The sequence below is a fragment of the Lacimonas salitolerans genome (assembly GCF_042677865.1).
GTDB classification, from domain to species: Bacteria; Pseudomonadota; Alphaproteobacteria; order Rhodobacterales; family Rhodobacteraceae; genus Lutimaribacter; species Lutimaribacter salitolerans.
In genome coordinates this window covers 14,179-38,528 of record NZ_JBHUDD010000160.1, presented here as the reverse complement: position 1 = coordinate 38,528, position 24,350 = coordinate 14,179, and the positions used below count along the sequence as shown (strand labels likewise).

Sequence of the window (24,350 nt, the reverse complement as noted above, 5' to 3'; positions counted from 1 at the left end):
CGGCATGGCACTGCCGCGCGATTTGCGCCACTGTCAGAGAAACTCAGACAGGACTTGCCGCATGACACAGACACCTCGCATATTCGATGGCCATAACGACGCGCTGCTGCGCCTGTGGCGGGGCGACGGCCCGGCCACCGACGCCTTTGCCGCCGAGGCGCCGGGGCACATCACCCTCCCCCGGGCCAAGGCGGGCAGGTTTGGCGGCGGGTTCTTTGCCATGTTCGCGCTGGATGCGGCGACGGGGCTGGATCTCGCGATCTTCGACAATCCGCCCTATGACACGCCCCTGCCCCCGCAGATGGATCGCGCACTGGCATGGGACATCGTGCAGGGGCAGGCCCGCGTCGCGCAGGAACTGGATGCGGCCGGACAGGTCTGGCTGTGCCGCACGGGGGCCGAGTTGCGCCGCGCCTGGGATGCGGGCGATCCGATGGCGATGCTGCTGCATCTGGAGGGGGCAGAATGCATCGGGCCCGATCTGGAAGGTCTGGATGCTCTGTATGATCTGGGCCTGCGATCCATCGGGCCGGTCTGGTCGCGGCCAACGGCGTTCGCCCATGGCGTGCCGTTCCGGTTCCCGTCAGATGGCGACACCGGGCCGGGCCTGACCGATGCGGGGCGGGCGCTTGTGCGTGAATGCGTGCGCCGCCGTATGGTGGTGGATTGCAGCCACATGACGATGAAGGGCTTCTATGATGTGGCGGATGAGGGCACGGCACTGGTCGCCACCCATTCCAACGCGCATGGCATATCGCCTTCGGCCCGCAACCTGACCGATGACCAGTTGCGCGCGATCGGGGAAACGAACGGCATGGTGGGGCTGAATTTCGGCACAGTGTTCCTGCGCCCCGACGGGCGGCGCGACGCGGCGGGCGCGCTGGATCACGCGATGGCGCATCTGGACCGGATGATCGCGCTGGCCGGCGAGGATCATGTCGGCCTTGGGTCAGATTTCGACGGCGCGCCAATGCCCGAAGGGCTGGACAGCGCCGCCGACCTGCCCAACCTCGTGCAACGGATGCGCGACGCGGGCTATGGTGCCGCGCTGATCGACAAGCTTTGCCACGAAAACTGGCTGCGGTATCTGGAACGCACCCTGCCGTGATGTCTTGCCCGAGTCGCTACAGCACGTAGCGGCTCAGGTCGGTGTTGCGGGTCAGTTCGCCCAGGTTCTTTTCGACGAAATCGGCATCCACAGTCACCGCATCGCCCGCCTTGTCAGGCGCCACGAAGGACAGCTCTTCGAACACACGCTCCATCACCGTGTACAGCCGCCGCGCGCCGATATTCTCGACCGCCTGGTTCACCTCGGCGGCGATCTTGGCCAGCGCGGCGATCCCGTCATCGGTGAAATCCACCGTGACCTGCTCGGTCGCCATCAGGGCGGTGTATTGCCGGGTCAGCGCGTTGTCGGTTTCTGTCAGGATGCGCACGAAATCATCCTCGGTCAGCGCGCGCAGTTCCACGCGGATCGGCAGACGCCCCTGTAATTCCGGCAGCAGGTCCGACGGTTTGGCGATGTGAAACGCGCCGCTTGCGATGAACAGGATGTGGTCGGTTTTCACCGGCCCGTGCTTGGTGGACACGGTCGTGCCCTCGATCAGCGGCAGCAGGTCGCGCTGCACCCCTTCGCGGGAGACATCGCCGCCGCGCGCGTCACTGCGGGCACAGACCTTGTCGATCTCGTCCAGAAACACGATGCCATTCTGTTCGACCGCTTCCAGGGCCGTGGATTTCACCACCTCTTCATCCAGCAGCTTGTCGGCCTCTTCCGCGATCAGCGCGTCATGGCTTTCGGCGACGGTCAGCTTGCGTTTGACGGTGCGCTGGCCGAAGGCTTTGCCAAAGATTTCGCCCAGATTCATCATACCCGCCTGACCGGGCTGGCCGGGAATATCCATCATCCCCATCGGGTTGGAGGTATCGGCGATCTCCAGTTCGATCACCGTATCGTCCAGCTCGCCTGCCAGCAGCTTCTTGCGGAACATCTCGCGCGTGCCTTCGCGGGCGTCTTCTCCGGCGATCGCGGTGATCACACGCTCTTCGGCGGCCTTGTGCGCGCGCGATTTCACAGCCTCGCGCATGTGCTCGCGCGTCATCGCGATCGAGGCATCGACCAGATCGCGCACGATCTGCTCCACGTCCCGCCCGACATAGCCAACCTCGGTGAACTTGGTCGCCTCGACCTTGATAAAGGGTGCGCGGGCCAGCTTGGCCAGACGGCGGCTGATCTCGGTCTTGCCGACGCCGGTCGGCCCGATCATCAGGATGTTCTTGGGATACACCTCGTCGCGCAGGTCGTCGGACAGTTGCTTGCGCCGCCAGCGATTTCGCAACGCCACGGCCACGGCACGCTTGGCATCCTTTTGCCCGATGATGAAGCGATCCAGCTCGGATACGATCTCGCAGGGGGTCAGGTCAGTCATGTCAGTCCTTTCCGGGGGCAAAACTCTTGCAAGAGTTTTGCCAAGAATTTTGGAAAATTCTTAGCCACCGATTGTTTCGACGGTCAGGTTTCCATTGGTGTAGACGCAGATGTCGGATGCGATCGCCATCGCCTTGCGGGCGATCGCCTCGGCGTCCAGCCCTTCGGCCTCCATCAGGCCGCGCGCGGCGGCAAGGGCGAAATTGCCGCCCGATCCGATGGCGGCCACGTCATGTTCAGGCTCCAGAACATCGCCTGCGCCGGTGATCACGTACATGTCCTTGCCGTCGGTGACGATCAGCATCGCTTCAAGCTTTTGCAGATACTTGTCGGTGCGCCAGTCCTTGGCCAGATCCACGCTCGCGCGCTGAAGCTGGCCGGGCGTCGCCTCGAGCTTGGCTTCCAGCCTCTCCAGCAAGGTAAAGGCATCGGCGGTCGATCCGGCAAAGCCCGCGACCACGTCATAGCCACCGGGTGACAGGCGACGCACCTTGCGGGCGCTGCCCTTGATCACGGTCTGGCCCAAGCTGACCTGCCCGTCGCCCGCCACGACCACGCGGCCCCCCTTGCGCACACCGACGATGGTGGTGCCGTGCCAGCCGGGGAATTGATCATCTGCCATTGCGGGCCTCCTTTGTCTGGAGGCCTATATGGCGGTCATCGCGCCGGGGAACAAGGCCGGGGGTCTTGCCCGCCCCACCACCCGCCGCTACCAAAAACCATGGAGCAGCCGCGCATCCTTCGGTTCTATCTTGATCCCGGCCTGCGTGGCAGCGCGCAGGCCGGGCAGCACAATTTCATCGGCAAGATCGCATCCGTCGTGCAATCGGCGGGGTTTCGCGTGGAGTACCGCGCCGATACCGCGACCGAGCGGGCGAAATCCGCGCTGCGCCGGGGCTATGCGATGTTTCACATGGACCCGCCCACGAATGAGCGCGGCCTGACCTTTCGCCGCGCCTATCATTATCCGTTCTGGGGGATCGAGCCTGTGGCCGAGCGTTGGTTGTGGCATGTGGCGCGCAGTCCTTTCGATGCCGCGCAGGTGCCGCGCAAGCAGGCGGATGGGTTTGCCCGGCGCTGGCGCGAGCGGCTGTTTCCCGGTCTGACCGCGCGCGACGATGGCTTTGTCTACGTGCCATTGCAGGGGCGGTTGCTGGAGCACCGCTCGTTCCAGTCGATGTCGCCGCTGGCGATGATCGAAGCGGTTCTGGCCCGTGATCCGCGCCCTGTGGTTGCCACCCTGCACCCCAAGGAGGCGTATTCCCAGCCCGAGCGTGATGCGCTGGCCGCGCTGGCCCGCGCCCACCCCCGCCTAACCGTCGAGACAGGCCAGATGGAGCGGTTCCTGCCCGCCTGTGCCTATGTCGCCACGCAGAACTCCAGCGCGGCGTTCAACGGGTATTTCTTTGAAAAGCCCGCCCTCCTGTTCGGGCAGGTCGATTTCCACCACATCGCCGCCAATGTGCCCGAACTGGGGGTGGCAGATGCCTATGCCGCCCTGCCCCAGCTGCGCCCGGATTACGCGGGCTACCTGTGGTGGTTCTGGCAAGAGATGTCGATCAACGCAGGCCGGCCCGAGGCAGAGGCGCAGATCGCGATCGCCCTGCGCCGGGCGGGCTGGCCTGTGTAGCACGAAAAAAGGACGCCCCGGGACGGGACGCCCTTTTGCGCATGACGGAAAGCTTGGGTTAAAGCTCGCCTTCGATCCAGCTTTGCAGGGCGGCCTTGGGCGCGGCACCTGCGCGGTTGGACACAACCTGCCCGTCCTTGAACATGAACAGCGCAGGAATTCCGCGCACGCCCAAGGCGGCGGCGCTGTTGGGGTTGCTGTCGACATCGACCTTCACGATCTTGACCTTGCCAGCCATCTCGGTTGACAGCTCTTCGAGCGATGGTCCGATCTGCTTGCAGGGGCCGCACCATTCGGCCCAGAAATCCACCACGACGGGGATGTCGGAATTTTTCACTTCGGCGTCGAATGTATCGTCGGTGACGGCTACGGTGGCCATTGGATTGTTCTCCTGAACGTATGTCTGTTGCGCTCAAGGGTATGCCTCGTGTCCAACAGCGTCAAGAAGGCCGCACGTGCACGATGATGTGACATGATGAGCGCTGACCCGGACTCAAGGCGTGTTTCAGAGGTGTCTGAAATCTGTGCCATCCCCGGCGTCAGCAACACGGATGTTGGACAGGCGCGCGCAATCGGCCTATGACCATGCGCGCAGGTACGGCGAAAACGGGGGCGATATGTCAAAATCTCTATTCGGCACCGACGGGGTTCGCGGACGGGCCAACACATGGCCCATGACAGCCGAGGTGGCGCTGAAGCTGGCTGCGGCCGCTGGCCGCCATTTCCGGCAGGACAAGCAGGAACATCGCGTGGTGATTGGCAAGGACACGCGCCTGTCGGGCTACATGATCGAAAACGCGCTGACCGCCGGGTTCACCAGCACCGGCATGAACGTGTTTCTGCTGGGCCCGGTGCCCACGCCTGCCGTGGGATACCTGACCAACAGCCTGCGGGCCGATCTGGGCGTGATGATCTCGGCCAGTCACAACCCGGCCAGCGACAACGGGATCAAGTTCTTTGGCCCTGATGGCTACAAGCTGTCGGACGAGGCCGAGGCGAACATCATGCGCCTGATGGTCGAGGGCGTGGCCCCGGCGGCCCCCGAGAACATCGGTCGCGCCAAGCGGTTCGAGGATGCGCGCGGGCGCTATGTGGAATATGCGAAAACGACTTTCCCGCGCGGCAAGCGGCTGGACGGGCTGCGTATCGTACTGGATTGCGCCAACGGGGCCGCGTATCGCACCGCCCCCGCCGTGTTGTGGGAACTGGGCGCCGAGGTGATCCCGATGGGGGTCGAGCCCGACGGCTTCAACATCAACGAAGACTGCGGATCGACCCACCCCGAGAATGCCGCGCGCCGGGTGCGCGAAACCCGCGCCGATCTGGGGATCTGCCTGGACGGTGATGCCGACCGGGTGATCCTGATCGACGAGGCCGGCAGGATCGCGGATGGCGACCAGATCATGGGCCTGATCGCCGCGCGCTGGGCGGGCGAGGGGCGGCTGGCCGGCAAGGCGCTTGTCGCCACGGTGATGTCGAACCTCGGGCTGGAACGGTTCCTGGATTCCAAGGGCATCGGGCTGGAACGCACCGCCGTGGGCGATCGCTATGTGGTGGAGCGGATGCGCGCCGGGGGCTTCAACCTGGGCGGTGAGCAGTCGGGCCATATCATGATGACGGATTACGCAACCACCGGCGACGGGCTGATCGGGGCGCTGCAGTTTCTGGCCGCGATGGTCGAGACCGACCAAAAGGCCAGCCGCCTGATGCGCGTGTTCGATCCGGTGCCGCAAAAGCTGATCAATCTGCGGTATGCGCAGGGCAAGACGCCGCTGGAGGTCGATCGCGTGCAAGAGGCGATTGCCAAGGGCGAAAAGGATCTGGGCGTCAATGGCCGTCTGCTGATCCGCAAATCGGGCACCGAGCCGCTGATCCGCGTGATGGGCGAGGCGATCGATCTGGCCCTGCTGGATCGCGTTCTGGGCGATGTGACCGCCGCCATCCAGTCCGAGACCTGATCGGGCCAGAACTGACGCGCCCCGGGACAGGCCCGGGGCTGCGCCTCGGTCTAGTTGCTGACCGTATTCACCACACCAAAGACCGACCCGATCAGGCCAAGCACCGTTCGGGTGGCCGTCACGGGCGATTCCGTGGCCAGAACGGTGTCTTTCGGGTTCACGGCGAACTTGCGCGCGGCAAACAGCCCGTCGGCGGTTGTCAGGTCGAATGTGAACACCGTCTGGGCCATGTTCGGGCCGCTGCCATCGCTGCGCAGCATGTTCGCGGGATACTCGCGCAGGATGATCACGCCCTTGGGGTTGGCGCGGCTTTCATTGATCCCGCCGATGATCGACAGCGCCTCGAGCACGGTGATGTGCTCTTGCTCGAACGGCACCAGCCGCTCGCTTCCGGTGGCACCCAACGCCATGAAATAGCGGTCATCCTCTTGCACGATGACCTGATCGGCCCCGCGCAGAACCACATTGGCCGAGGGCGTCGAAAACAGCCGGTCCGACCGGATTTCATAGCTGCGCCCGTCGCGGACAAGCCGCACCAGCGGGTTGGCCAGGCTGTCCGATATCCCGCCACCCTGTGCGATCAGCGACAGGATCGTGCTGTTGCGGTCCGGCAGCGGATAGGTGCCGGGGCGCGCCACGCCCGAAACCAGATCGATCGAGTTTCCCTTGCCCGCCTCGAGGGACAGTTGGACCTGCACCGAGGGTACGCTGGGCGCAAGCTCTTCCTGGATTTTGCGACGCGCGTCGGTGACGGTCATGTTGCGCACCATGACTTCGCCGATATAAGGCACAAAGATCGCGCCGGTTGGGGATACAACCATCTCTTCGAGATTGACGGTTTTCGCGCCTTCCGGGGCCAGCAGCGAGTTTTCGTTGCTGTCCCAGATCACCAGTTTCATCTTGTCGCCGACGCGGATCACGTTGCTTTCGGGGCCGCGCGTGCCGTTCAGCCAGTGATAGCTGCCCGACCACCCGGTGACCGGCCATGTGGCCAGTTGCGCAACGTTGTCCCGTGTCACGGGCACCACGGCAAAGGTGGGGTTGTCCCTGTCACGCTCGCGCAGAACTTCGCCCGTCAGGGCAGCACCGCGCGGCAGGGTGCAGGCGGATACAAGCGCCACGACCAGTATCAGGAAAAGATACCTTCCAAGACGTTGCATTCCGACCCTCCGAGCAATTTAGCGTATCGCAATTGTCAGCTTTCTACAGACCGGCGGCGGTGATAAACAGCCCGAAATTCGGAGATTGGCGGAAAAACCGGGGGAGAGTGACGCGATTGATGCGACCGGGGATCATTCTGGTGCTGGGCGGCAACGGGCGGCTGGGGCGCGCATTGCGGCATCAGTGGCGCGAGGCAAGGAATGTGCTGTGGCAGGCGCGCGCGCCGGGGGCCGATCTGGTCTGGTCACCGGGGCAGCCGTGGCCGGGGCCTGCGCAGGTGTCCGCCATCGTGGCCCTGTGGGGCGTGGTGCCAGGGGCTGGTGATCTGACTGAAAACGCGGCTCTGGCCTTGGCCGCGCAGGACCTGGGGGCCGCACTGGGCGCGGACCGCGTGCTGCATTGCTCGTCAGCCGCCGTTTATGTCCCTGATCCCGCCCCCCGGCCCGAAGACGCGGCCAACCCGTCAAACCCCTATGGCACGGCGAAACTGGCGATGGAGCAGGCGTTGCACGAATGGTGCACCGACCATGCGGATGGACCCGCCGCCTGCGCGCTGCGCATCGGCAACGTGGCCGGGGCCGACAGCGTCTTTGCCTCGATCGCCAGGGGCGGGCCGGTCACCATGGACCGCTTTGCCGACGGCCATGGTCCGCGCCGCAGCTATCTGGATCACGCAACGCTGGGGCGGGTGGTGCAGGCGCTGCTGGCCTGCCCGCGGGCCGATCTGCCCGAGGTGGTGAACGTCGCCAACGCGGGCGTGATCGACATGGCCGATCTGGTGCGTGCCGCCGACCGGCGACTGATCTGGCGCGATGCCGGTCATCAGGGTCATACCGTGGCTCTGGATCTGTCGCGCCTGCGCCGCATCGTTGACCCCGGTCCGACCGATCCGGCCACGCTGCTGGCCGATGCAGCCCTGTTTGCGGGGTCTGCCGCATGACGCCGATGAAGCGTATCTTCGATCTGGGCGCGGTGGTGTTTCTGACGCTGGTTCTGCTGCCCGTGATCATCGCCGTGATCATCGCCATTCTGGTGACCGATGGCCGCCCGGTCCTGTATATCTCCGAGCGGATGCGCACGCCCGACCGCGCCTTCAACCTTTGGAAATTCCGCACCATGCGGGTGGTCGATACCGACTCCGGTGTCTCGGGCGGGGACAAGGCCGACCGCATCACGCGCACCGGCCACATCCTGCGCCGTGCGCGGCTGGATGAATTGCCGCAACTGTGGAACGTGTTTCGCGGCGATCTCAGCTTTGTCGGCCCGCGCCCCCCGCTGCGCCGCTATGTCGAGCTGTGCCCGGACCTTTATGCCGATGTTCTGCAAAGTCGGCCGGGCATCACCGGTCTTGCCACGCTGGTCTATCACCGCACCGAAGAGCGGCTTTTGCACGACTGCCAGACCGCCGCGCAGACCGAGGACACCTATGTCCGCCGTTGCGTCCCGCGCAAGGCGGCGCTTGACCTGATCTATGCCCGCCGCCGCAACATTTGCGCCGATTTCCGGCTGATGGTCGCCACGGTGTTCCGCTCATGGGCGCCCGGCGTGCAGGGTCGCCGCGCGCGTCAGCCCGACCCGTAACCGTTCGGGTTGGCCGATTGCCAGGCCCATGTGCTGGCGCACATATCGTCCAGATCATGGGTGGCGCGCCATCCCAGAACCGTGTTGGCCAGCGCCGGATCAGCCAGCGAGGTGCCGATGTCACCAGCGCGGCGCGGCACGATTTCATAAGGAATGTCGCGCCCCGACGCGCGCGAGAATGCCGCCACCATGTCCAGCACCGAATAGCCCTGCCCGGTGCCGATGTTGAAAGCCTGCGCGCCGCTTTTTTCGGCGGCATGGTCCAGCGCCGCGATATGCGCCCGCGCCAGATCGACCACATGGATATAGTCGCGCACGCCGGTGCCATCATGCGTGTCATAGTCATCGCCAAACACCGACAGCCTGTCCCGCCGCCCCACTGCCACCTGCGCCACGAACGGCATCAGGTTGTTGGGAATATCGCGCGGGTCCTCTCCGATCCGGCCCGAGGGATGCGCGCCCACCGGGTTGAAGTACCGCAGCAGCACGACCGAGGCGTCGGGGTTGGCATGCTGCCAGTCGCGCAAAATGGATTCGGCCACATGCTTGGTGCGGCCATAGACATTGGAGGGCGCGCAGGGGTGGTTTTCATCGAACGGCAGGTACACCGGCTCACCATAGACCGTGGCCGAGGATGAAAATACGATCCGGGCGCAGCCAGCCGCATCCATCGCCTGCAAAAGAGACACTGTTCCACCGTTATTCACGTCGAAATAGCGCAGCGGCTCTTTCTCGGACTCGCCCACCGCCTTGAGGCCGGCGAAATGGATCACCGCATCTGCACCGAACTCTTGCAGGATCACCGACATCGCCCCGGTGTCGCGCACATCCGCCTCGTGAAAGGTGAAATCGCGGTTGGTCAATTCGCGGATGCGATCCAGAACAAGCGGCGAGGAATTGTCGAAATTGTCCACCACGCAGACCTCGTGCCCCCGCGCCAGCAGTTCAACGATGGTGTGCGACCCGATGTAGCCCGCACCGCCTGTTACCAATACACGCATGACCTTACCCCGGTTTGCCTGCGCGCTTGATAGCCGCAATCGTGTAACGGGCCAATATCAACCTGCGGTGTCCGTCTGCAAAAACCGGGTCAGGGCGGCCGAAGTCAGTGTTTCGGGCACGGTCATCAGCCTGGCCTCTGCGGTCCACAGAACGGCCGTGTCCACCCGTCGCCCCGGATAGATCGCGCGCAGCGCCTGGGCATAGGCCCCAAGCTGGCGCAAAACGCCCTCGGGCACCTGCTCGGGATGGTCGGGAACGGTCGCGTTGGATTTGAAGTCGACCACCAGCACCGAGTCCGGGTCGATCACCAGCCGATCCACGACCCCGCTCAGGGTTCTTGTGCCGTCCAGCGCCGCGACCAACGGCACCTCGGCCAGCGTGCCGGGGGCAAGGATATGGGCCAGATCGGGCGCGGACAGAACCTTTGCCGCATGGGCGTAGATTGAATGGAACGCGGCCTCTTCGGCCCGGTCCGCGCCATTCCCAAGGATCAGGCGGGCGCTGTCTGGCCAGTCGTCTTGCGGCACCGTGGGCAGATGCTCCAGCAACAGGTGTATCTGACGACCCAGCCGTTTGGCGGCCTCCTCGTCCTGCCCGGCATCCCCCGGCAGCGCCTTGGCCCCGCCCAGATCCGAGGGGCTGACGATCTGCAACCCAATGGGCGCTTCAGGCGCAGGGCGAGTGAACAGAACGGGCAGGGCGGGCGTATCGGACGCCACAGGCGCATCGGCCGCCACCACCGGTGCGGCCCAATCGCCGCTTTCCAACCGCTTGCCCACGCCAAAGCCGAAATCGTGATCGACCTGCCCGCAATGGGCCATCCCGGCGGCGACCTGATCGTACCAGGCGTCACCATCCTTGCCCAGATCGCCCGCCGCGCCCATGATCAGCCATGTCTCGGCCCGGGTCATGGCAACATACAGCAGGCGGTCGCGCTCGGCCTTCTGGCTGTCTTTCAGCGCCTCGCGCATGTTGCGCGCCATCTGCGGCATCTGATCCTGACGCACCCGCCACAGCGCCTGATTGCGATGCACCAGAAAACCATCGTTGAACCGGATGTCGCGCCTGGCGGTGTCGGGCAGGATCACGATCGGCGCTTCCAGCCCCTTGGCGCCATGCACCGTCATCACGCGGATGCGGTCGCCCGCGCTGTCCATCTGGCGCTTGATCTCAAGATCGTCGGTTTCCATCCATTGCAGGAACCCGGTGAGCGAGGGCACCTCGTTCCGCTCGTAGGCCAGCGCCTGTGCCAGAAAGGCGTTGATGCCATCCTCGGCCTCGGGGCCAAGCCGCGCCAGCAGGCGGCGGCGGCCATTATGACGGGTCAGGATACGTTCGATCAGATCGAAGGGCCGCAGAAAATCCGTCTGCCCGCGCAGGTCTGACAGGATGGCAAAGGTTTCGGGAAACTCCGCCTGCCGGTCCCGCAGGGCCTGCCACAGATACCGCTTGCCGCGACGATGCGACAGGTCGAACAGTGCCTGTTCGCCCCAACCCAGCAGAGGCGATTTCAGCGCCACGGCCAGCGACAGATCATCCTCGGCCAGATCCAGAAACGACAGCAGCGCCGCCAGATCGCGTACCGCCAGTTCCGCACCGACCTTAAGCCGGTCCGCCCCGGCGATGGGCAACCCGGCCTCCTTGCAGGCGCGGATGATCTCGGCAAACAGGTCCGACCGGCGTTGCACAAGGATCAGGATGTCGCCTGCCCGCACCGGTCGTTGGCCAAAATCACCGCTGCGGCCGATCTCCTGCGGAATCGTGGCACTGGCCAGCATCTGCCTGATCTGTTCGGCGATGCGGCGGGCCATCTGCTTGGTATGATGATCCTCGGACAGCAGATCGACCGGATCGTGCCATGCGCCGTCATCCGCCTGCTTGACCGGCGCGATGGGCGGCCACAGATCGACGCGCCCCGGCATGCGGTCCTTGAACGCGCGGTGCCGGTTGCCCAGCGGAAAGCCCGAGTTGTCGCGGCCCGTGAATGTCTCGTCCACCAGCCGCAGGATCGGATCGGCGGACCGGAACGAGTATTCGAGCGAAGATGACACCAGAGCCTGCCCCGCCTGCGTCAACCTTTGACCGAATTCGGCCTGCATGCGGTCAAACTCGCGCGGGTCGGCGCCCTGAAACGAATAGATCGACTGTTTCTTGTCGCCGACGACAAAGATCGTGCGTGCCACATCGGCCCGCGCGCCCTGACCGGCGGTGAATTCCTGCGCCAGCAGCTCGATCACGCGCCATTGGTCGGGGCTGGTATCCTGCGCCTCGTCCACCAGAATGTGGTCGATCCCGCCATCCAGCCGGTACAGAACCCAGGCCGCGACCCCCGGATCGGTCAGCAGGTCGCGCGCCTTGAGGATCAGATCGTCGAAATCCAGCCAGCCGAGTGCCTGTTTGCGCGCCGCATAGCGCGGCAGGAAGGCCGCGGCGAAATCATGCAGGGTGGCGGTTTTCTCGACCAGATCCAGCGCCAGCCGCAGGTCGCGCGACTCCTCGACCCGCGCCATCCAGTTTTCAATCCGTGGCATGGCGTCGGCGATCGTCCTGGCGGTGGCCTTGGTCGGAAAAGACCCGATCTTGGCGGAAAACGGCTCTTTCGCGCTCGCGCCGGTCAGGAACACATCCTCAAGCACCGGCAGGCTGGACAGGCCCGGCGTGCTGATGGCTTGCAGCTTTTCCAGCGCCTTGAGATCGTTTGACGAGCCACCTGCCAACGCGCCGCGCAGCGTGTGCAGCAGATCGACCTCATCCCCCAGAAACACACGGGCCAACAGATCGTCGGCGCCAAACCCGGCTGGCAAACCCACCGCCTGCGCAATGTCATCACGCCCCAGAGCCTGTGCAAAAACCCCGCGTCGGGCCACGACAGAGCCTGTTATCGGCGCGAAATCCGGGTCGGACAGTTGCAGCGCCAGCCGCTGCACCACACCTGCATCTGCGCCATCGGCCATGTCCTGCACAATCTCGGCGCGCAGCAGGGCGGCGGCGCGGTCCTCCATCTCGGCGAAACCGGGGCTGACCTCGGCCTCCAGCGGAAAGCGGCGCAGGATCGCGGCGCAAAAGCTGTGGATTGTCTGGATCTTCAGACCCCCTGGCGTTTCGATCGCGCGGGCAAACAACGTGCGCGCCTGCCCCAGCCGCGCCTGATCGAACGGCCCGTCCTGCCCCAGATCGCGCAGGGCGTCGCGCAGCGCAGCATCGGGGAGCATCGCCCATTCGCCAAGACGGCTGAACAGGCGGTTCTGCATCTCGCTGGCGGCGGCCTTGGTATAGGTCAGGCACAAGATGCGCTGCGGCTGCGTGCCGTCCAGCAGCAGCCGCGCCACCCGGTCGGTCAGAACGCGTGTCTTGCCCGACCCGGCATTGGCCGCCAGCCAGGTCGAATTGCCCGGATCGGCGGCGCGCACCTGCGCCGTGGTGGCATCGTCGCGCATCATGCCAGATCCTCTGGCACGGGGTCCTGGGTGGTGTCCCACTCGCCAAAGCGCGCCAGTTGGTCATAGTCCGACACATCGGTTTCCTTGAACAGCGCGCGGCGGGCGGCAAAGCCCTTTTCAGGGTCCAGATAAGCGGAAACCAGCGCCGAGAATTCCTCCCACACCCGCGCGGGCGGGTGCTTATCCAACGGGGCAGGCCCTTCCTTGGCATCGCTGCCCAGACCGATGAACAGCGCGCGCGCCACCGGGGCGGGGTCAAGCCCGGCAAACGCGCCCTCGGCGGCCATCGCGGCCTCGAGCAGCAGTTGCTTGTCGAACTTCTCCTGCTGCGCGGTCGAGGGTAGCGCGCCGGTCTTGTAATCATAGATATGCAACCGCCCGTGATCGTCGCGGTCGATCCGGTCGGCGGTTGCGGTCAGGGTAAAAACCGGATCGCGCAGGGCATGGCTGCCCTTGATCTCGAAACCCGTGGGTTGCGCCGTGGCCAGCCGCGCGGATTCAGAGGTAACGAACCAGTCCGACACGCGTTGCAACCGCGCGTGCCACAGCGCACGCGTGTCAGGCCAGGGCACGTTCTGGGCCAGAACAGTCTCGGTTATCTGCATCAGGGCTTCGGGCGTCAGGGGGGCGTCATGCTGGGTCACACCCTTGACGAATTTCTCCAGCACTTCGTGAATGACGATCCCGCGCAGCAGGGCATCCGGTGCGCGCATCAGCGGGTCCAGCGGACGCAGGCGCAGCACGTGCTTGGCATAGATCGCATAAGGGTCGCGCACCAGCCGCTTGATTTCGGTGACCGACAACTGCCTTGGCCGCGCGTCCAGCGGCGGGCGCGGGGCAGGGCGGTGCGCCGGGGGCGTCTGCCCCGGTTCCTCCAGCGCGCGGGTCAGGTCCAGCCAATCGGCCCCGCGCGCCCGCGCCTCGGCAATCGCCGCGTCGCCGCCCTGATCGCGTAATCCGCCGGTCAGGTTCAGCAGCCGGTTCAGCCAGCGCGACGGCACGGTCTGCGCGTCGTCCGACCGGATCGACCGGGTCAGCCAGACCTGTGGCGCGGCAATCGCTTGCTGGAAATCATGCGCTGACAGGCCGATCCGCCGTTCGGGCAGCAACAGACCCGCATCATGGCGCATCTGCCGGTTCAGCCAGGGATCGGGCGCGGGCATTTCGGGCCATGTGCCCTCGTTCAGACCGCCCAGGATCAGCAGGTCGGCCCCCTGCACCCGCGCCTCAAGCGTGCCCCAGATCAGGATGCGCGGGTGCGGCGCGTCACGCTCGCGCACCTCGCCCCGTTGCAGGATCGCGTTGAACAGAGCCGCATAATCGGCAGGCCCCATCGGGCCGCCCGCCTCGGCCTCGGTCTGCAACTCGGTCACGGCCTTCAACGCCTCGCGACCGGGCTTTTCGCCCCACAGATCGCCGTGACCCACCCCCTCTGGCCCTTGTGCAATGCGGGCGGCCAGCGCCAGATGCCGCGAAACATGCTCGGCCAAAGGCAACTCTGCGCCGTCCTGTTGCCCTGTCAGGCAGTCAGCGATCCACGCGGCCCAATCACCCGCACCGTCGTGCCTTTCGGCAAAGCCCTGCAAATCCGTGACCGACGGATGTGGCAGGCCCTTCTTGCGCAGATACAGCTCCAGCTCATGCGTCCAGCGCAGGTGATTGCCCCGATGGCTGCCGGTGTGCGTCAGCGGGTGTTTCAACAGCGCCACCAACGCCGCCGCATCCGATTTGCGGTGAAACAGAGCCGCAACAAGCCGCAGAAACCGCCCCGGCGGCGTTAGTTGCAGCGGCGTGCCGGCGCTGTCATCGGGCAGGATGCCCCAGCGATCCAGCGCCGCCGTCACCTGCCGGGTCAGCATCCGGTCGGGCGTGATCAGCGCAGCGGTGATCCCTTCCTCGGCGGCCTGTCGCAGCCGCATGGCGATCGCCAGCGCCTCGTCGCGTTGCGATGGCGCCTCAAGCAGGGTCACACCGTCAAAGGCGGGAGTCAGCGGGCCAAGATCCGGCCCCTCGGCCAGCCAGCGGTCGGTCACCGGAGCAGGGCGCAGCGCCAGCGACACCAGCCGGTTGCGCGCCGGGTTCGGCGGCGTTGTCCCGGTCCAGCGCCTGACGTCGCCGGGGCCGATCCCCAGCCGGTGCATCAGCGCGCGAAAGCGGTATTGCGGGTGATCCTCGGCGGTCAGGGCATCGTCCAGATCGGCCCATGTGTCCGCGCTCATGTCGAAATCATAGCCCGGCAGCACGATGGCCCCCTGCGGCAGTCGCGCCACCGCCTGCATCAGCAACATCGTGGTGCCGCGCGACCCGGTCGAGCCTGCCAGTATGACCGGCCCTTGCGGTGGCTCAGTGTCCCAAAGCTTGCCCAAAGCCGCGACCACAAGGCGTTGGCGGGTTTCCACATCCGGGGCCTCGCCCGCGCGGTCGAAATAGTGCTGAACGATCTGCAGAAACCGCAGCGACCGCGCCCAGTGCTCGGAATGGTTCGACACGTCCAGATCATAGAGAACCTGCGGCGACACACCCTCGCCATGCATTTCATCCATCAGGGCGGCGAGCGAGTCCGACAGGTCATACAATGCCGCACGCGGGGCCAGATCGGGGGCCTGATCCAGCAGGCCCGCGACCAGCCGCGTGATCTCCAGACGGCGGCGCAGGGGCGGCACGGCGGGCGGGATACCACGCAGCAGCCGCGCCTCGGGCAGGTCGGTCACCAGCTCGATTCGGGGCAGCAGGCGGGCAGGGCCATGGGCGAACAGGTCGGTGATGCGCCGCGCCATGCGGCTGGTGTTGACGATCAGCCGCACGCGCGACAGCGCCTCGGGCGGCTGATCGGCATGGGCATCGGTCAGGCGGCGCACCAGTTCTGCGGGGAAATCCACGCCGGGCGGCAGACCAAAGACCCGAGGACGGTCCGAGGCGTCAAACATCGCGGCCCCCGATCATGGCTTCGGCCAGGGCGATGCCCTCGGGGTGGCCGACATCGCACCAACGACCGGGGTAGGACAGGCCATGAACGCGCCCCGCCGCCAGCATGCGATCCCACAGCAGGTTGAGCGAGAATGCGCGATCGGGAATGTCAGCCAGCAGTTCGGTGCGGATGATCTGCGTTCCGGCGTAAATCTGCCCCGGCCCGCGCGTCAGCCGCCCCTGCGCATCGGCCAGAAAATCACCCGTTCCAGCGTGGCCAACGGCATTTTGCGCAGGAACGGTGACCAGCAGCGCATCCATCCGCGCCCCATCCCAGGCATCGCGCAGCAGCGTCAACGGGTTCGGCCCGTCCCATACCGCATCGGTGTTCAGGGTAAAAACCGGCCCGTTACCCAGCAACGGCAGCGCCTGCCGGAGCCCACCACCGGTTTCCAGAATATCAGGGTATTCGTGCGAGATTGCCACATCCCGCCCCGCCAGATGATCGGCGATCTGGTCGCCCAGATAATGCGTGTTCACCACCGGGCGCAGGCCGGTATCGGCCACCAGATCCAGCGCATGATCCAGCAGCGCCCGCCCCGCCACCGGGATCAGCGGCTTTGGCCGGTCGCGGGTCAGCACGCCCATCCGCGTGCCGAACCCGGCGGCAAACAGCATCACTGCTTCGGGATCGTTCCGCATTGGTCTTTCAATCCTTGCAGCAGGGTGGCATCGGGTTCGGGCAGCGCATCCAGCACCAGCGCACGGATATCCGACAGCGCCGGATGGTCCAGATCGCGGATCAGATAATCCCAGACACGCGGGATCAGATCGATGTAATGGGTCTTGCCATCGCGCAGCGACAGCCGGGCAAAGACGCCGAGGATACGCATGTTGCGCTGCGCCCCCAGCGCGGCATAGGCGACATCGAATGCCGTCGGGTCCAGATCGTTCTCGGACACGAAACGCGCGACCATCTGCGACTCGATCACCGGGGGCACGTCGCGCCGCGCGTCCTGCAACAGCGATACCAGATCATAGGCCCGATGCCCCAGCATCGCATCCTGAAAATCCAGCAGGCCAACGCGCGCCACCCCTGCGCGATCCGGCAGCCACAGCAGGTTTTCGGCATGATAATCGCGCTGGATCAGGACATCGGCGGGGTCGGTCACTTGGTTCAAAAGCGGCTCGAACGCAGCGCAAAACGCCTGTTTTGCGCGATCATCCGGGCCGCTCGTGCCGCGCAGATACCAGTCATGGGCCAACCCGGCCAGTTGAGTCATCAGCGCCGGATCATAGGGTTTCAGGCCAGAGGGCAGGGGCGCGGCGTGCAGCGTGGTCAGCACATCGGTGGCGGCGCGATACAGGGTCTGTTCCAGCGCCGGTTCAGCGATCACCACCCGCGCGAACAGGGCGTCGCCCAGATCCTCGATCAGCAAAAAGCCCTGCGCGGGGTCCTCGGCCCATATCCTGGGCGCGCTCAGGCCCTGTGCGGTCAGATGGCGGGCGATGGTGACAAAGGGGCGCACATCCTCGCCCTTGGCCGGGTCGGCATCCATCAGAACGGCGGTCTGTCCGGTTTCAGGATGATGCACGCGGTCGTACCGGCGGTTCGACGCATCGCCGGCCAGCAGGGTGCGCGTGCCCCCGCGCCAATCGGTCGTGTCCAGAAACGCCTGGGCCAGCGCCGCGCGGTCGGTCATGGGGCAATTCCTTTGATCCGCCCGGTCCAGCGCGGATCGCTCCAGCGCAGGGTCAGGCGGCGGGCGTCATCATGCGCGCCGGGTGCGAAAGACAGGTGCAGGGCCGATTTCGGGGCCAGATCGCCCAGCCGGTCGGGCCATTCCACAAGGCAGATCGCGTCGTCAAAGGCATCGGTCAGGCCCAGCTCGGCGACTTCGTCCGGGTGGGTCAGGCGATAGAGATCGCTGTGCCAGATCGCCGCCCCCGGCCCGTCATAGACCTGCACAAGCGTGAAGGTGGGCGAGGGCACATCCTCGGGCACCGACAGCAGCGACTGGATCAGCGCGCGGGCGAAATGCGTCTTGCCTGCCCCGATCGGCCCTTCCAGCAGCAGCACATCGCCTGCGCGCAACCGCGCGCCCAGCCGTGCGGCCAGATCGGCGGTGGCGTCGGGGCTGTGCAGGTCATGGTGATGGGTGATGTCGTCAGGCATGGCGCGACAGTAACGTGACTGCCTGTAGCTGCAAGCGGGTTTGGCGGGTTACGCCGCGCCGCTTTCGGCCATCTGCGCCTCGCGGGCAAAGGCCACCATGCGGGCGCCGTTTATCAGGGGCCGCACCTTGCAGATCCGGCGGCTGCCATCGGTCATGTCGATCACCGCATTGTCCAGCCGGATCGCCGCCATCAGCGCGGTTTCCACCTGATCCCAGGGCGCATGCGCGGCGGATTTCCGTCGCCAGATCGCCAGTGCATCGTTGATCGAGGTATCGGCAAAGGCGCTGTCGGGATCAAAGGCCCAGACCCGGCGGAACTCGGAGTTGGAAAACGCCAGAACCCCGTCGGCGGTGAACACCGCCATGGCCGCATCCATCTGGTCCAGCACCGCATTGCCAAGGGCCAGTTCACTGCGGAAACTGCGGGTCATCGACACTTCGTGGCTGATATCCTCAAACAGGAAGGCAACCGCGCCATCGGGATGGGGCCGCCCCGTTACGCGATAGGTCTGCCCCGAGGGCAGCGACCAGGTTTCGTGAAAACTGCCATCCGAGGCCGCAGCCACCAGCGTACCGATCCGTTCGCGCCAGCTGGAATAGTTCTTTGGCTCGGGCATCATCTGTTTTTCGCGCATCATGTCGAAAAAGCAGCGGATCGCGGGTCGACCGCTGAGGAAATCCACCGGCAGCTCGGTCAGATCCACCAATGCGGGGTTGAACAGCGCCAGCTGCCGGTCGCGGTTGAAAATCGCAAGGCCGATCGACAGATGCGCAAAGGTCTTGGTCAGCGTCTGCACGAAATTGCGCTGCGCGATCTCGGCCTTGACCACGGTGTCGACGTTCATGGCAAAGGTGATCTCGCGCGGGCCCGCATCTATGGCGCAGATATCATACCAGCGTTTGGCGTCGCCTCCCGGTTCGGTCAGGCAGTCACGCCGCTGGCTGTATCCACCTTTTTGCGCCGCCAGCGGTTCGAACAGCTCGGGCGGCGTACCGCCGATCCCTTCGCTTTCATATCCCAGTTCGGCGGCCAGCTTCATATAGGCGGTGTTGGCCCACAGGATCGCGCCGTTGCCGTCGCGCGCAAAGATCGGGTTGGGCGTGTGCGACAGGCTTTTGCGCATCACGCGCAGTTCGATCAGCGCGTTCTGCATCCGGTGCAGGGCAGAGCCGCTCAACCCCTCGCGCGGGTCACCATGCATCGTCAGGCGCACCGTGTCGCCGGATCGCAGCGCGGTCAGCTTGCCGGGGTCTTTTGTGTCGTTCGGGAAAAGCTCGGTTATGCCCTGTCGCAGGTCGCCTGGCGCTTGCGGAAACCCCGCGAATCGCAAGGAAAGCTGCCGGGCCACGGCCTCCCAGTCGTCGCGGGTTGCACGTGACAGGCGCTGATCAAAGAAACCTGATGAATCGGAGATGTCCAAAAGGTCACGCCCGGAAAAGACAAACACCGTCGACGCAGGCTCAAACTCTTGATCAGATTGCGCTTTATGATTCACACGCCCCGATCCGCTCCGGGTCAGCCAATGCAGAAACAGCACTGCCGCCGCAGCGCCGATCAGTGCGGCAAAGGCCACCGCGAGCAATTCCAGACCTGCGCCCATCTGCCTGTTCCCTGTCAGATGCAATCGCCACAGGTTGCACCGCCAATGGTTATCAAAGTGTTAAGGTTTTCACTCCCGCCGCCACCACCCCCGGATGTTTCAGCCCTGCAGCGGCTGGTTCATGGCGGTAACCGGCAAACCGGCGGCGCGCACGTCGATGCGGTCGCGCGGCCAAGACACCTCGATGATGGCACCGCTGCGCCCGGGATGCTCTGCCGGGGTCAGGAACGGGTCGTGCCCGTTGGCAAAGCTCAGTTCCGCCCCTGTCCGTTCCAGCAAGGTCTTGGCGATGAACAGGCCCAGCCCCATGCCTTCGTATTCCGGGCGCTGGGACCGGCTTTCGCCGTCCCGGCGCACCCGCATGAACGGATCACCGATCCGGCCCAGCAGTTGTTGCGGAAATCCGGGCCCGTCATCCATGATCCGCACGGAAATCCGGTCGTCGTTCCATGTTGCCTCGATCCAGACTGTCTGCTTGGCGAAATCCACGGCATTCTGGATCAGGTTGCGCAGGCCATGGATGATCTCGGGCCGGCGCAGGATGGCGGGATGTGCCTCGGCGCCGTCGTCGACGGGATGCAGGTCGAACAGCATCAGTTTGCCGCGGTCGCGATGCGGCTCGGCGGCCTCTTCGATCACGGCGCTCAGCGGGGCCTGATGCAGATGCAGGTCATCCTTGCCCGCGCGACCCATCGACCGCAGGATATCGCGGCAGCGATCCGCCTGATCGCGGATCAGCCGCGCATCGTCGGCCAGGTCGGGGCGATCCTCAAGCTCGTCAACCAGTTCGGCACTGGCCAGCTTGATCGTGGCCAGCGGTGTGCCCAGCTCATGCGCGGCGGCCGCCACCACCCCGCCCAGATCGGTCAGGCGCTGTTCGCGCGACAGCGCCATCTGCGTGGCCTGCAAGGCATCCGACATGGTGTGCATTTCCACGGTCACCCGCCGGGAATAGATGCTCAGGAACACCACGGCGATCACGATCGACACCCAGTTGCCAAAGATAAAGATATCGGGCACCCGCACCTCGGCCCCGTCGATGCTGCGCATAGGCAGATAGGCCGTGGACAGGATCGTGACCGCCACGATCGCCGTCAGCCCCAGGAAGACGGTCGACCGCATGGTCAGCACATTGGCCGAGATCACCACCGGCCCCAGGATCAGCACCGAGAACGGATTGTGCAGCCCGCCGGTCAGATACAGCAGCAGCGACAGTTGCAGCAGGTCGAACAGAACCATCAGCAGGTTTTCGGTTTCCGACAGGCGCTTGTTCTCGGGGAAAATGAACATCGCGATCAGGTTGCCGATCACCGACACGCCGACCACCAGCAGGCACAGTTCGTATTCCAGGTTCAGGTTGTAGACCTGATTGGCCGCCATCAGTGCTGACAACTGACCGGTGATCGCCCCCCAGCGCAACAGGATGATGGTGCGCAGCCGGATCCAGTTGCCCCGGTCGCGTCCTTTCAATATGCCGATATCCGTAGGTGCCATCTGCGCGTTTTCGTCCTGTTGCATCCCTTGGTGTGCCGTTGAATATGCGCCACCAACCCATATTTGCCACTCAGGCCACGCTGACCCGACAAAAGGATAAACCCGATGACACGTCTATACGCAATCGCCGCAGGTGTCGTGGTCGTGGTGTTTCTGGGCGGGCTTTGGTTCGTGACCATGGGCGGCGGCGGGTCGGACGACAAGTTCGCGCAATGTCGCGGCTCTGCGGTGGCGGGCGGATCGGCCCAGATCGGCGGACCATTCACCCTGATCGACGAGGACGGCCAGACCGTGACCGACGAGGATGTGATCGACATGCCGACGCTGATCTATTTCGGATATGCGTTTTGCCCCGATGTCTGCCCGCTGGACACCGCCCGCAACGCCGAGGCGGTCGACATCCTCGAAGAGCGCGGCATCATGGTCAAGCCGGTCTTCATCTCGGTCGATCCGCAGCGCGACACGCCCGAGCTGCTGGCCGATTTCACCGACAACCTGCATCCGCGCATGCTGGGCCTGACCGGCACGCCCGAGCAGGTCAAGGCCGCCAGCCAAGCCTATCGCACCTATTTCCAGGTGCAGGAACCCGAAGAGGGCGACGAGGACTACTACCTTGTCGATCACTCGACATTCTCGTACCTGTCCTTTCCTGACGAGGGGTTTGTCGAGTTCTTCAGGCGCGATCTGGGGCCGGACCAGCTGGCCGACAGCATCCAGTGCTTTGTCGAGGCGCAATAGCCGACCAAGTTTGACGCAGGCTTGCCCGCGATATAGAAAATTCTATTTATTGCCTGGAACATAAGGAGCCTTCGAATGGCCGAAACACCACAGGATCTGGGCGAAGATCGCAGCCTTTTGCTGATGGACGATGACGAACCGTTCCTGAAACGTCTGGCCAAGGCGATGGAAAAGCGTGGGTTCGAGGTGGAAACAGCCGAATCCGTCGCGGCAGGCAAGGCAATCGCCACCGCCCGCCCCCCGGCATATGCGGTCTGCGATCTGCGGCTCGAGGATGGCAACGGGCTGGATGTGGTTGAAATCCTTCGCGAAAAGCGCCCGGATTGCCGTATCGTGGTTCTGACAGGATATGGCGCGATTGCCACGGCGGTTGCAGCGGTCAAGATTGGGGCAACCGATTACCTGTCAAAACCGGCGGATGCCACCGACATCACCAACGCCCTGCTGTCCAGCGGCGACGAACTGCCCCCGCCCCCGGAGAACCCGATGAGCGCGGATCGCGTGCGCTGGGAGCATATCCAGCGCGTGTACGAACTGTGTGACCGCAATGTCAGCGAAACGGCACGTCGGCTGAACATGCACCGCCGGACGCTGCAACGCATTCTGGCGAAACGATCGCCGCGCTAAAGACCGTATTGTAGTCTTGAATGAAACGCCCCCGGGACGGAACCCGGGGACGTTGCGCTTTCGGCGCTATGCCTTTTCCTTGGTCTCGTCGACCCTGGTGTCGCCGGGCGATTTCTCGCCATCGTCCACCAGTTCCGCGTCAAACACATCATCCATGTCCTGCGGGGCCGGTTCCGTCTGCGCGGCGTCCGCGTCGATGTCCGGTTCGGGCGTGTCGCGCCGATCCTCGATGGAACCGACGATCAGAGGCAGCATTTCCAGACCCGTGGGCGTGGCCATCTGGTTCGCGGGGGGCGCCTGCCACGTCAGCGTGTCAAAGGCCTGACAATTGGTGCAGACCGGCACCCATTCGGTATGGATGTTGTGGCACTTGTCGCAGACCCATTGCGGCCCGCGCGGGGCCGACAGGGCGCGCGCCAGCCATCCCTTGACCACCGCATCCGATGCACCTTCGCCGCGCTCGATCGCGGCCATGATGGTCAGCGCGCGGGCATCGGGTGCATTCTGCGCCAGATCCCCCAGCGCGCGGCGCGCGGCCGGGAAATCCTCGGCCGCGATCAGCAACTCGGCCCGCAGCAGCTTGGTTTCGCGATCTTCGGGACGCAGCTTGGTAAACTGCTCGAACCGTTTCAGCCGCGCCTGCGGCGTTTCGTCCGGCTCGATCGCGGCAAAGGCTGCGGCCAGATCGGGGTGAGGCTGCGCCGTCCATGCCTTTTTCAGAAGACGTACGGCATATTTCGGCTTGCCCTGCGCGACATAGCCCTTGGCGGCCAGAACGGCGGCGGGCACCAGATCGGGCGACATGCGGTTTGCCTCGATCGCGGCCTCGCGGGCGGCGATGTCGTTGCCATCATCCAGAACGCCCTTGGCCTCGGACAGGGCCAGAACCGCATCGCGACGCTTGTGCACGTCACGCGGCAGCGATCCGTATTTCAGCTTGAGCTTCAGCGTGTCGCGCGCGCCTGACCAGTCCTCGGCCTGCGCCTGAAGCCTCAGCAGAACATCCTGCGTTTCCTGATGCTTTGGCTTGATCGACAGCGCCTTTTCCGCCAGTTTCTGCGCGGTGACGGTATCACCATCCTCCAGCTTCTGACGCATGATGCCCCGCACACCGACAAAGCGGGTCTTTTCGTTCTCCAGCAACCGGCGATAGACCTGTTCGGCCTTATTCCGGTCACCCGACATTTCGGCGGCCTGCGCGGTCAGCAGGTTGGTCAGTTCGGGTTGGTCCAGGTATTTCTCGGCCTTGGCGGCCTTGGCCAGCGCAACTCGACCCTCGCCGCTGGCCAGCGCCATCATCCCTTCGGACAGGGCGGTAAAGCCCTTGCGCTCGCGGTTGCGGTCGAAATAACGCGACAGGGCGGTTTCGTCGCCGTTGATGAATTTCAGCAGCGCCACCAGCAGCCCCGCCAGTTTCAGCAACAGCCAGACGGCAATGACCATGGTCACCAGCGCCAAGACCGACAGGATCGGCGTCAGCACCACCTCGATCCCGGCGGCCTGAATTGTCACGCCGCCATCCATGTCCAGCACGTACCAGGCGCCCCATGCCAGCGCGAGGACAAGGACGAAGAAAACGGAAATCTTGAGTATCAACCAGAGCATA

The 24,350-nt window shown here is 65.0% G+C and carries 20 protein-coding genes; 7 read left to right on the top strand and 13 right to left on the bottom strand.

What is annotated here, in order from left to right; all coding sequences use genetic code 11:
* The first annotated feature begins 61 nt into the window (after window positions 1-61).
* On the top strand, window positions 62-1,108 hold the full coding sequence (locus tag ACFTOW_RS19600) for a dipeptidase (protein WP_379918948.1): 1,047 nt from the start codon (window positions 62-64) through the stop codon (window positions 1,106-1,108).
* 16 nt (window positions 1,109-1,124) lie between these two features.
* Here ACFTOW_RS19600 and hslU read toward each other — a convergent pair whose 3' ends face one another.
* The gene (gene hslU, locus ACFTOW_RS19595) at window positions 1,125-2,429 is read right to left on the bottom strand and encodes an ATP-dependent protease ATPase subunit HslU (RefSeq protein WP_379918946.1); all 1,305 of its coding nucleotides are present in this window, start codon (window positions 2,427-2,429) and stop codon (window positions 1,125-1,127) included.
* Window positions 2,430-2,489: 60 nt separating this feature from the next.
* Window positions 2,490-3,050: an ATP-dependent protease subunit HslV gene (hslV, locus tag ACFTOW_RS19590; protein WP_379918944.1), complete on the bottom strand. Its 561-nt coding sequence runs from the start codon at window positions 3,048-3,050 to the stop codon at window positions 2,490-2,492.
* 99 nt (window positions 3,051-3,149) lie between these two features.
* Here hslV and ACFTOW_RS19585 point away from each other — a divergent pair, with 99 nt between their 5' ends.
* Window positions 3,150-4,058: a hypothetical protein gene (locus tag ACFTOW_RS19585; RefSeq protein WP_379918942.1), complete on the top strand. Its 909-nt coding sequence runs from the start codon at window positions 3,150-3,152 to the stop codon at window positions 4,056-4,058.
* Between the two features lie 58 nt (window positions 4,059-4,116).
* Here the strand turns inward: ACFTOW_RS19585 and trxA are convergent, their stop codons facing one another.
* Complete coding sequence (gene trxA, locus ACFTOW_RS19580; RefSeq protein ID WP_379918940.1) at window positions 4,117-4,437, bottom strand: thioredoxin; 321 nt, start codon at window positions 4,435-4,437, stop codon at window positions 4,117-4,119.
* A 238-nt stretch (window positions 4,438-4,675) separates the two neighbouring features.
* Between trxA and glmM the strand changes: the two genes are divergently transcribed.
* Window positions 4,676-6,016 carry a phosphoglucosamine mutase gene (gene glmM, locus ACFTOW_RS19575; RefSeq protein ID WP_379918938.1) on the top strand — a complete coding sequence of 447 codons (1,341 nt, stop codon included), beginning with the start codon at window positions 4,676-4,678 and terminating at the stop codon, window positions 6,014-6,016.
* A gap of 50 nt (window positions 6,017-6,066) precedes the next feature.
* Here the strand turns inward: glmM and ACFTOW_RS19570 are convergent, their stop codons facing one another.
* A complete protein-coding gene (locus tag ACFTOW_RS19570) occupies window positions 6,067-7,176 on the bottom strand; it encodes a polysaccharide biosynthesis/export family protein (protein WP_379918936.1) in 1,110 nt (369 codons plus the stop codon).
* A 107-nt stretch (window positions 7,177-7,283) separates the two neighbouring features.
* On the opposite strand from ACFTOW_RS19570, the gene ACFTOW_RS19565 reads away from it, so the two are divergent.
* Window positions 7,284-8,117: an NAD-dependent epimerase/dehydratase family protein gene (locus ACFTOW_RS19565; protein ID WP_379918934.1), complete on the top strand. Its 834-nt coding sequence runs from the start codon at window positions 7,284-7,286 to the stop codon at window positions 8,115-8,117.
* On the top strand, window positions 8,114-8,758 hold the full coding sequence (locus ACFTOW_RS19560) for a sugar transferase (RefSeq protein WP_379918932.1): 645 nt from the start codon (window positions 8,114-8,116) through the stop codon (window positions 8,756-8,758). The genes ACFTOW_RS19565 and ACFTOW_RS19560 overlap by 4 nt, the downstream gene beginning before the upstream one ends.
* On the opposite strand, the gene galE is transcribed toward ACFTOW_RS19560, so the two are convergent.
* From galE to regB, 8 genes are all read right to left on the bottom strand, one after another.
* Window positions 8,743-9,759: a UDP-glucose 4-epimerase GalE gene (gene galE, locus ACFTOW_RS19555; protein WP_379918930.1), complete on the bottom strand. Its 1,017-nt coding sequence runs from the start codon at window positions 9,757-9,759 to the stop codon at window positions 8,743-8,745. The genes ACFTOW_RS19560 and galE overlap by 16 nt on opposite strands.
* Window positions 9,760-9,816: 57 nt before the next feature.
* On the bottom strand, window positions 9,817-13,200 hold the full coding sequence (addA, locus tag ACFTOW_RS19550) for a double-strand break repair helicase AddA (RefSeq protein ID WP_379918928.1): 3,384 nt from the start codon (window positions 13,198-13,200) through the stop codon (window positions 9,817-9,819).
* Window positions 13,197-16,127 (bottom strand): double-strand break repair protein AddB, encoded by a 2,931-nt coding sequence (gene addB / locus ACFTOW_RS19545; RefSeq protein ID WP_379918926.1) that lies wholly within the window; start codon window positions 16,125-16,127, stop codon window positions 13,197-13,199. Before addB ends, addA begins: the two co-directional genes overlap by 4 nt.
* Window positions 16,120-16,809: a nucleotidyltransferase family protein gene (locus ACFTOW_RS19540; RefSeq protein ID WP_379918924.1), complete on the bottom strand. Its 690-nt coding sequence runs from the start codon at window positions 16,807-16,809 to the stop codon at window positions 16,120-16,122. The genes addB and ACFTOW_RS19540 overlap by 8 nt, the downstream gene beginning before the upstream one ends.
* Window positions 16,785-17,810 (bottom strand): aminoglycoside phosphotransferase family protein, encoded by a 1,026-nt coding sequence (locus ACFTOW_RS19535; RefSeq protein WP_379918922.1) that lies wholly within the window; start codon window positions 17,808-17,810, stop codon window positions 16,785-16,787. Before ACFTOW_RS19535 ends, ACFTOW_RS19540 begins: the two co-directional genes overlap by 25 nt.
* Complete coding sequence (gene tsaE / locus ACFTOW_RS19530; protein ID WP_379918920.1) at window positions 17,807-18,283, bottom strand: tRNA (adenosine(37)-N6)-threonylcarbamoyltransferase complex ATPase subunit type 1 TsaE; 477 nt, start codon at window positions 18,281-18,283, stop codon at window positions 17,807-17,809. Before tsaE ends, ACFTOW_RS19535 begins: the two co-directional genes overlap by 4 nt.
* Window positions 18,284-18,331: 48 nt before the next feature.
* Entirely contained in the window at window positions 18,332-19,885 is a 1,554-nt protein-coding gene (locus ACFTOW_RS19525; RefSeq protein WP_379918918.1) for a PAS-domain containing protein, read from the bottom strand.
* A gap of 99 nt (window positions 19,886-19,984) precedes the next feature.
* On the bottom strand, window positions 19,985-21,379 hold the full coding sequence (gene regB, locus ACFTOW_RS19520; protein ID WP_379919055.1) for a sensor histidine kinase RegB: 1,395 nt from the start codon (window positions 21,377-21,379) through the stop codon (window positions 19,985-19,987).
* 105 nt (window positions 21,380-21,484) lie between these two features.
* Here regB and ACFTOW_RS19515 point away from each other — a divergent pair, with 105 nt between their 5' ends.
* Window positions 21,485-22,117, top strand: a complete 633-nt coding sequence (locus tag ACFTOW_RS19515) for an SCO family protein (protein ID WP_379918916.1) — start codon at window positions 21,485-21,487, stop codon at window positions 22,115-22,117.
* 75 nt (window positions 22,118-22,192) lie between these two features.
* Entirely contained in the window at window positions 22,193-22,744 is a 552-nt protein-coding gene (locus ACFTOW_RS19510; RefSeq protein WP_379918914.1) for an ActR/PrrA/RegA family redox response regulator transcription factor, read from the top strand.
* 66 nt (window positions 22,745-22,810) lie between these two features.
* On the opposite strand, the gene ACFTOW_RS19505 is transcribed toward ACFTOW_RS19510, so the two are convergent.
* Window positions 22,811-24,349, bottom strand: a complete 1,539-nt coding sequence (locus tag ACFTOW_RS19505) for a heme biosynthesis protein HemY (protein WP_379918912.1) — start codon at window positions 24,347-24,349, stop codon at window positions 22,811-22,813.
* Between the last annotated feature and the right edge of the window lies 1 nt (window position 24,350).

What these genes read in the sequence shown, in the direction of transcription:
- trxA (WP_379918940.1), bottom strand. Translation starts at nt 4,437, where the DNA reads ATGGCCACCGTAGCCGTCACCGACGATACATTCGACGCCGAAGTGAAA.
- ACFTOW_RS19510 (WP_379918914.1), top strand. Translation starts at nt 22,193, where the DNA reads ATGGCCGAAACACCACAGGATCTGGGCGAAGATCGCAGCCTTTTGCTG.
- hslV (WP_379918944.1), bottom strand. Translation starts at nt 3,050, where the DNA reads ATGGCAGATGATCAATTCCCCGGCTGGCACGGCACCACCATCGTCGGT.
- ACFTOW_RS19570 (WP_379918936.1), bottom strand. Translation starts at nt 7,176, where the DNA reads ATGCAACGTCTTGGAAGGTATCTTTTCCTGATACTGGTCGTGGCGCTT.
- ACFTOW_RS19505 (WP_379918912.1), bottom strand. Translation starts at nt 24,349, where the DNA reads ATGCTCTGGTTGATACTCAAGATTTCCGTTTTCTTCGTCCTTGTCCTC.
- ACFTOW_RS19525 (WP_379918918.1), bottom strand. Translation starts at nt 19,885, where the DNA reads ATGGGCGCAGGTCTGGAATTGCTCGCGGTGGCCTTTGCCGCACTGATC.
- addB (WP_379918926.1), bottom strand. Translation starts at nt 16,127, where the DNA reads ATGTTTGACGCCTCGGACCGTCCTCGGGTCTTTGGTCTGCCGCCCGGC.
- glmM (WP_379918938.1), top strand. Translation starts at nt 4,676, where the DNA reads ATGTCAAAATCTCTATTCGGCACCGACGGGGTTCGCGGACGGGCCAAC.
- tsaE (WP_379918920.1), bottom strand. Translation starts at nt 18,283, where the DNA reads ATGCCTGACGACATCACCCATCACCATGACCTGCACAGCCCCGACGCC.
- galE (WP_379918930.1), bottom strand. Translation starts at nt 9,759, where the DNA reads ATGCGTGTATTGGTAACAGGCGGTGCGGGCTACATCGGGTCGCACACC.
- ACFTOW_RS19515 (WP_379918916.1), top strand. Translation starts at nt 21,485, where the DNA reads ATGACACGTCTATACGCAATCGCCGCAGGTGTCGTGGTCGTGGTGTTT.
- regB (WP_379919055.1), bottom strand. Translation starts at nt 21,379, where the DNA reads ATGGCACCTACGGATATCGGCATATTGAAAGGACGCGACCGGGGCAAC.
- hslU (WP_379918946.1), bottom strand. Translation starts at nt 2,429, where the DNA reads ATGACTGACCTGACCCCCTGCGAGATCGTATCCGAGCTGGATCGCTTC.
- ACFTOW_RS19535 (WP_379918922.1), bottom strand. Translation starts at nt 17,810, where the DNA reads ATGACCGACCGCGCGGCGCTGGCCCAGGCGTTTCTGGACACGACCGAT.
- ACFTOW_RS19560 (WP_379918932.1), top strand. Translation starts at nt 8,114, where the DNA reads ATGACGCCGATGAAGCGTATCTTCGATCTGGGCGCGGTGGTGTTTCTG.
- ACFTOW_RS19600 (WP_379918948.1), top strand. Translation starts at nt 62, where the DNA reads ATGACACAGACACCTCGCATATTCGATGGCCATAACGACGCGCTGCTG.
- addA (WP_379918928.1), bottom strand. Translation starts at nt 13,200, where the DNA reads ATGATGCGCGACGATGCCACCACGGCGCAGGTGCGCGCCGCCGATCCG.
- ACFTOW_RS19585 (WP_379918942.1), top strand. Translation starts at nt 3,150, where the DNA reads ATGGAGCAGCCGCGCATCCTTCGGTTCTATCTTGATCCCGGCCTGCGT.
- ACFTOW_RS19540 (WP_379918924.1), bottom strand. Translation starts at nt 16,809, where the DNA reads ATGCGGAACGATCCCGAAGCAGTGATGCTGTTTGCCGCCGGGTTCGGC.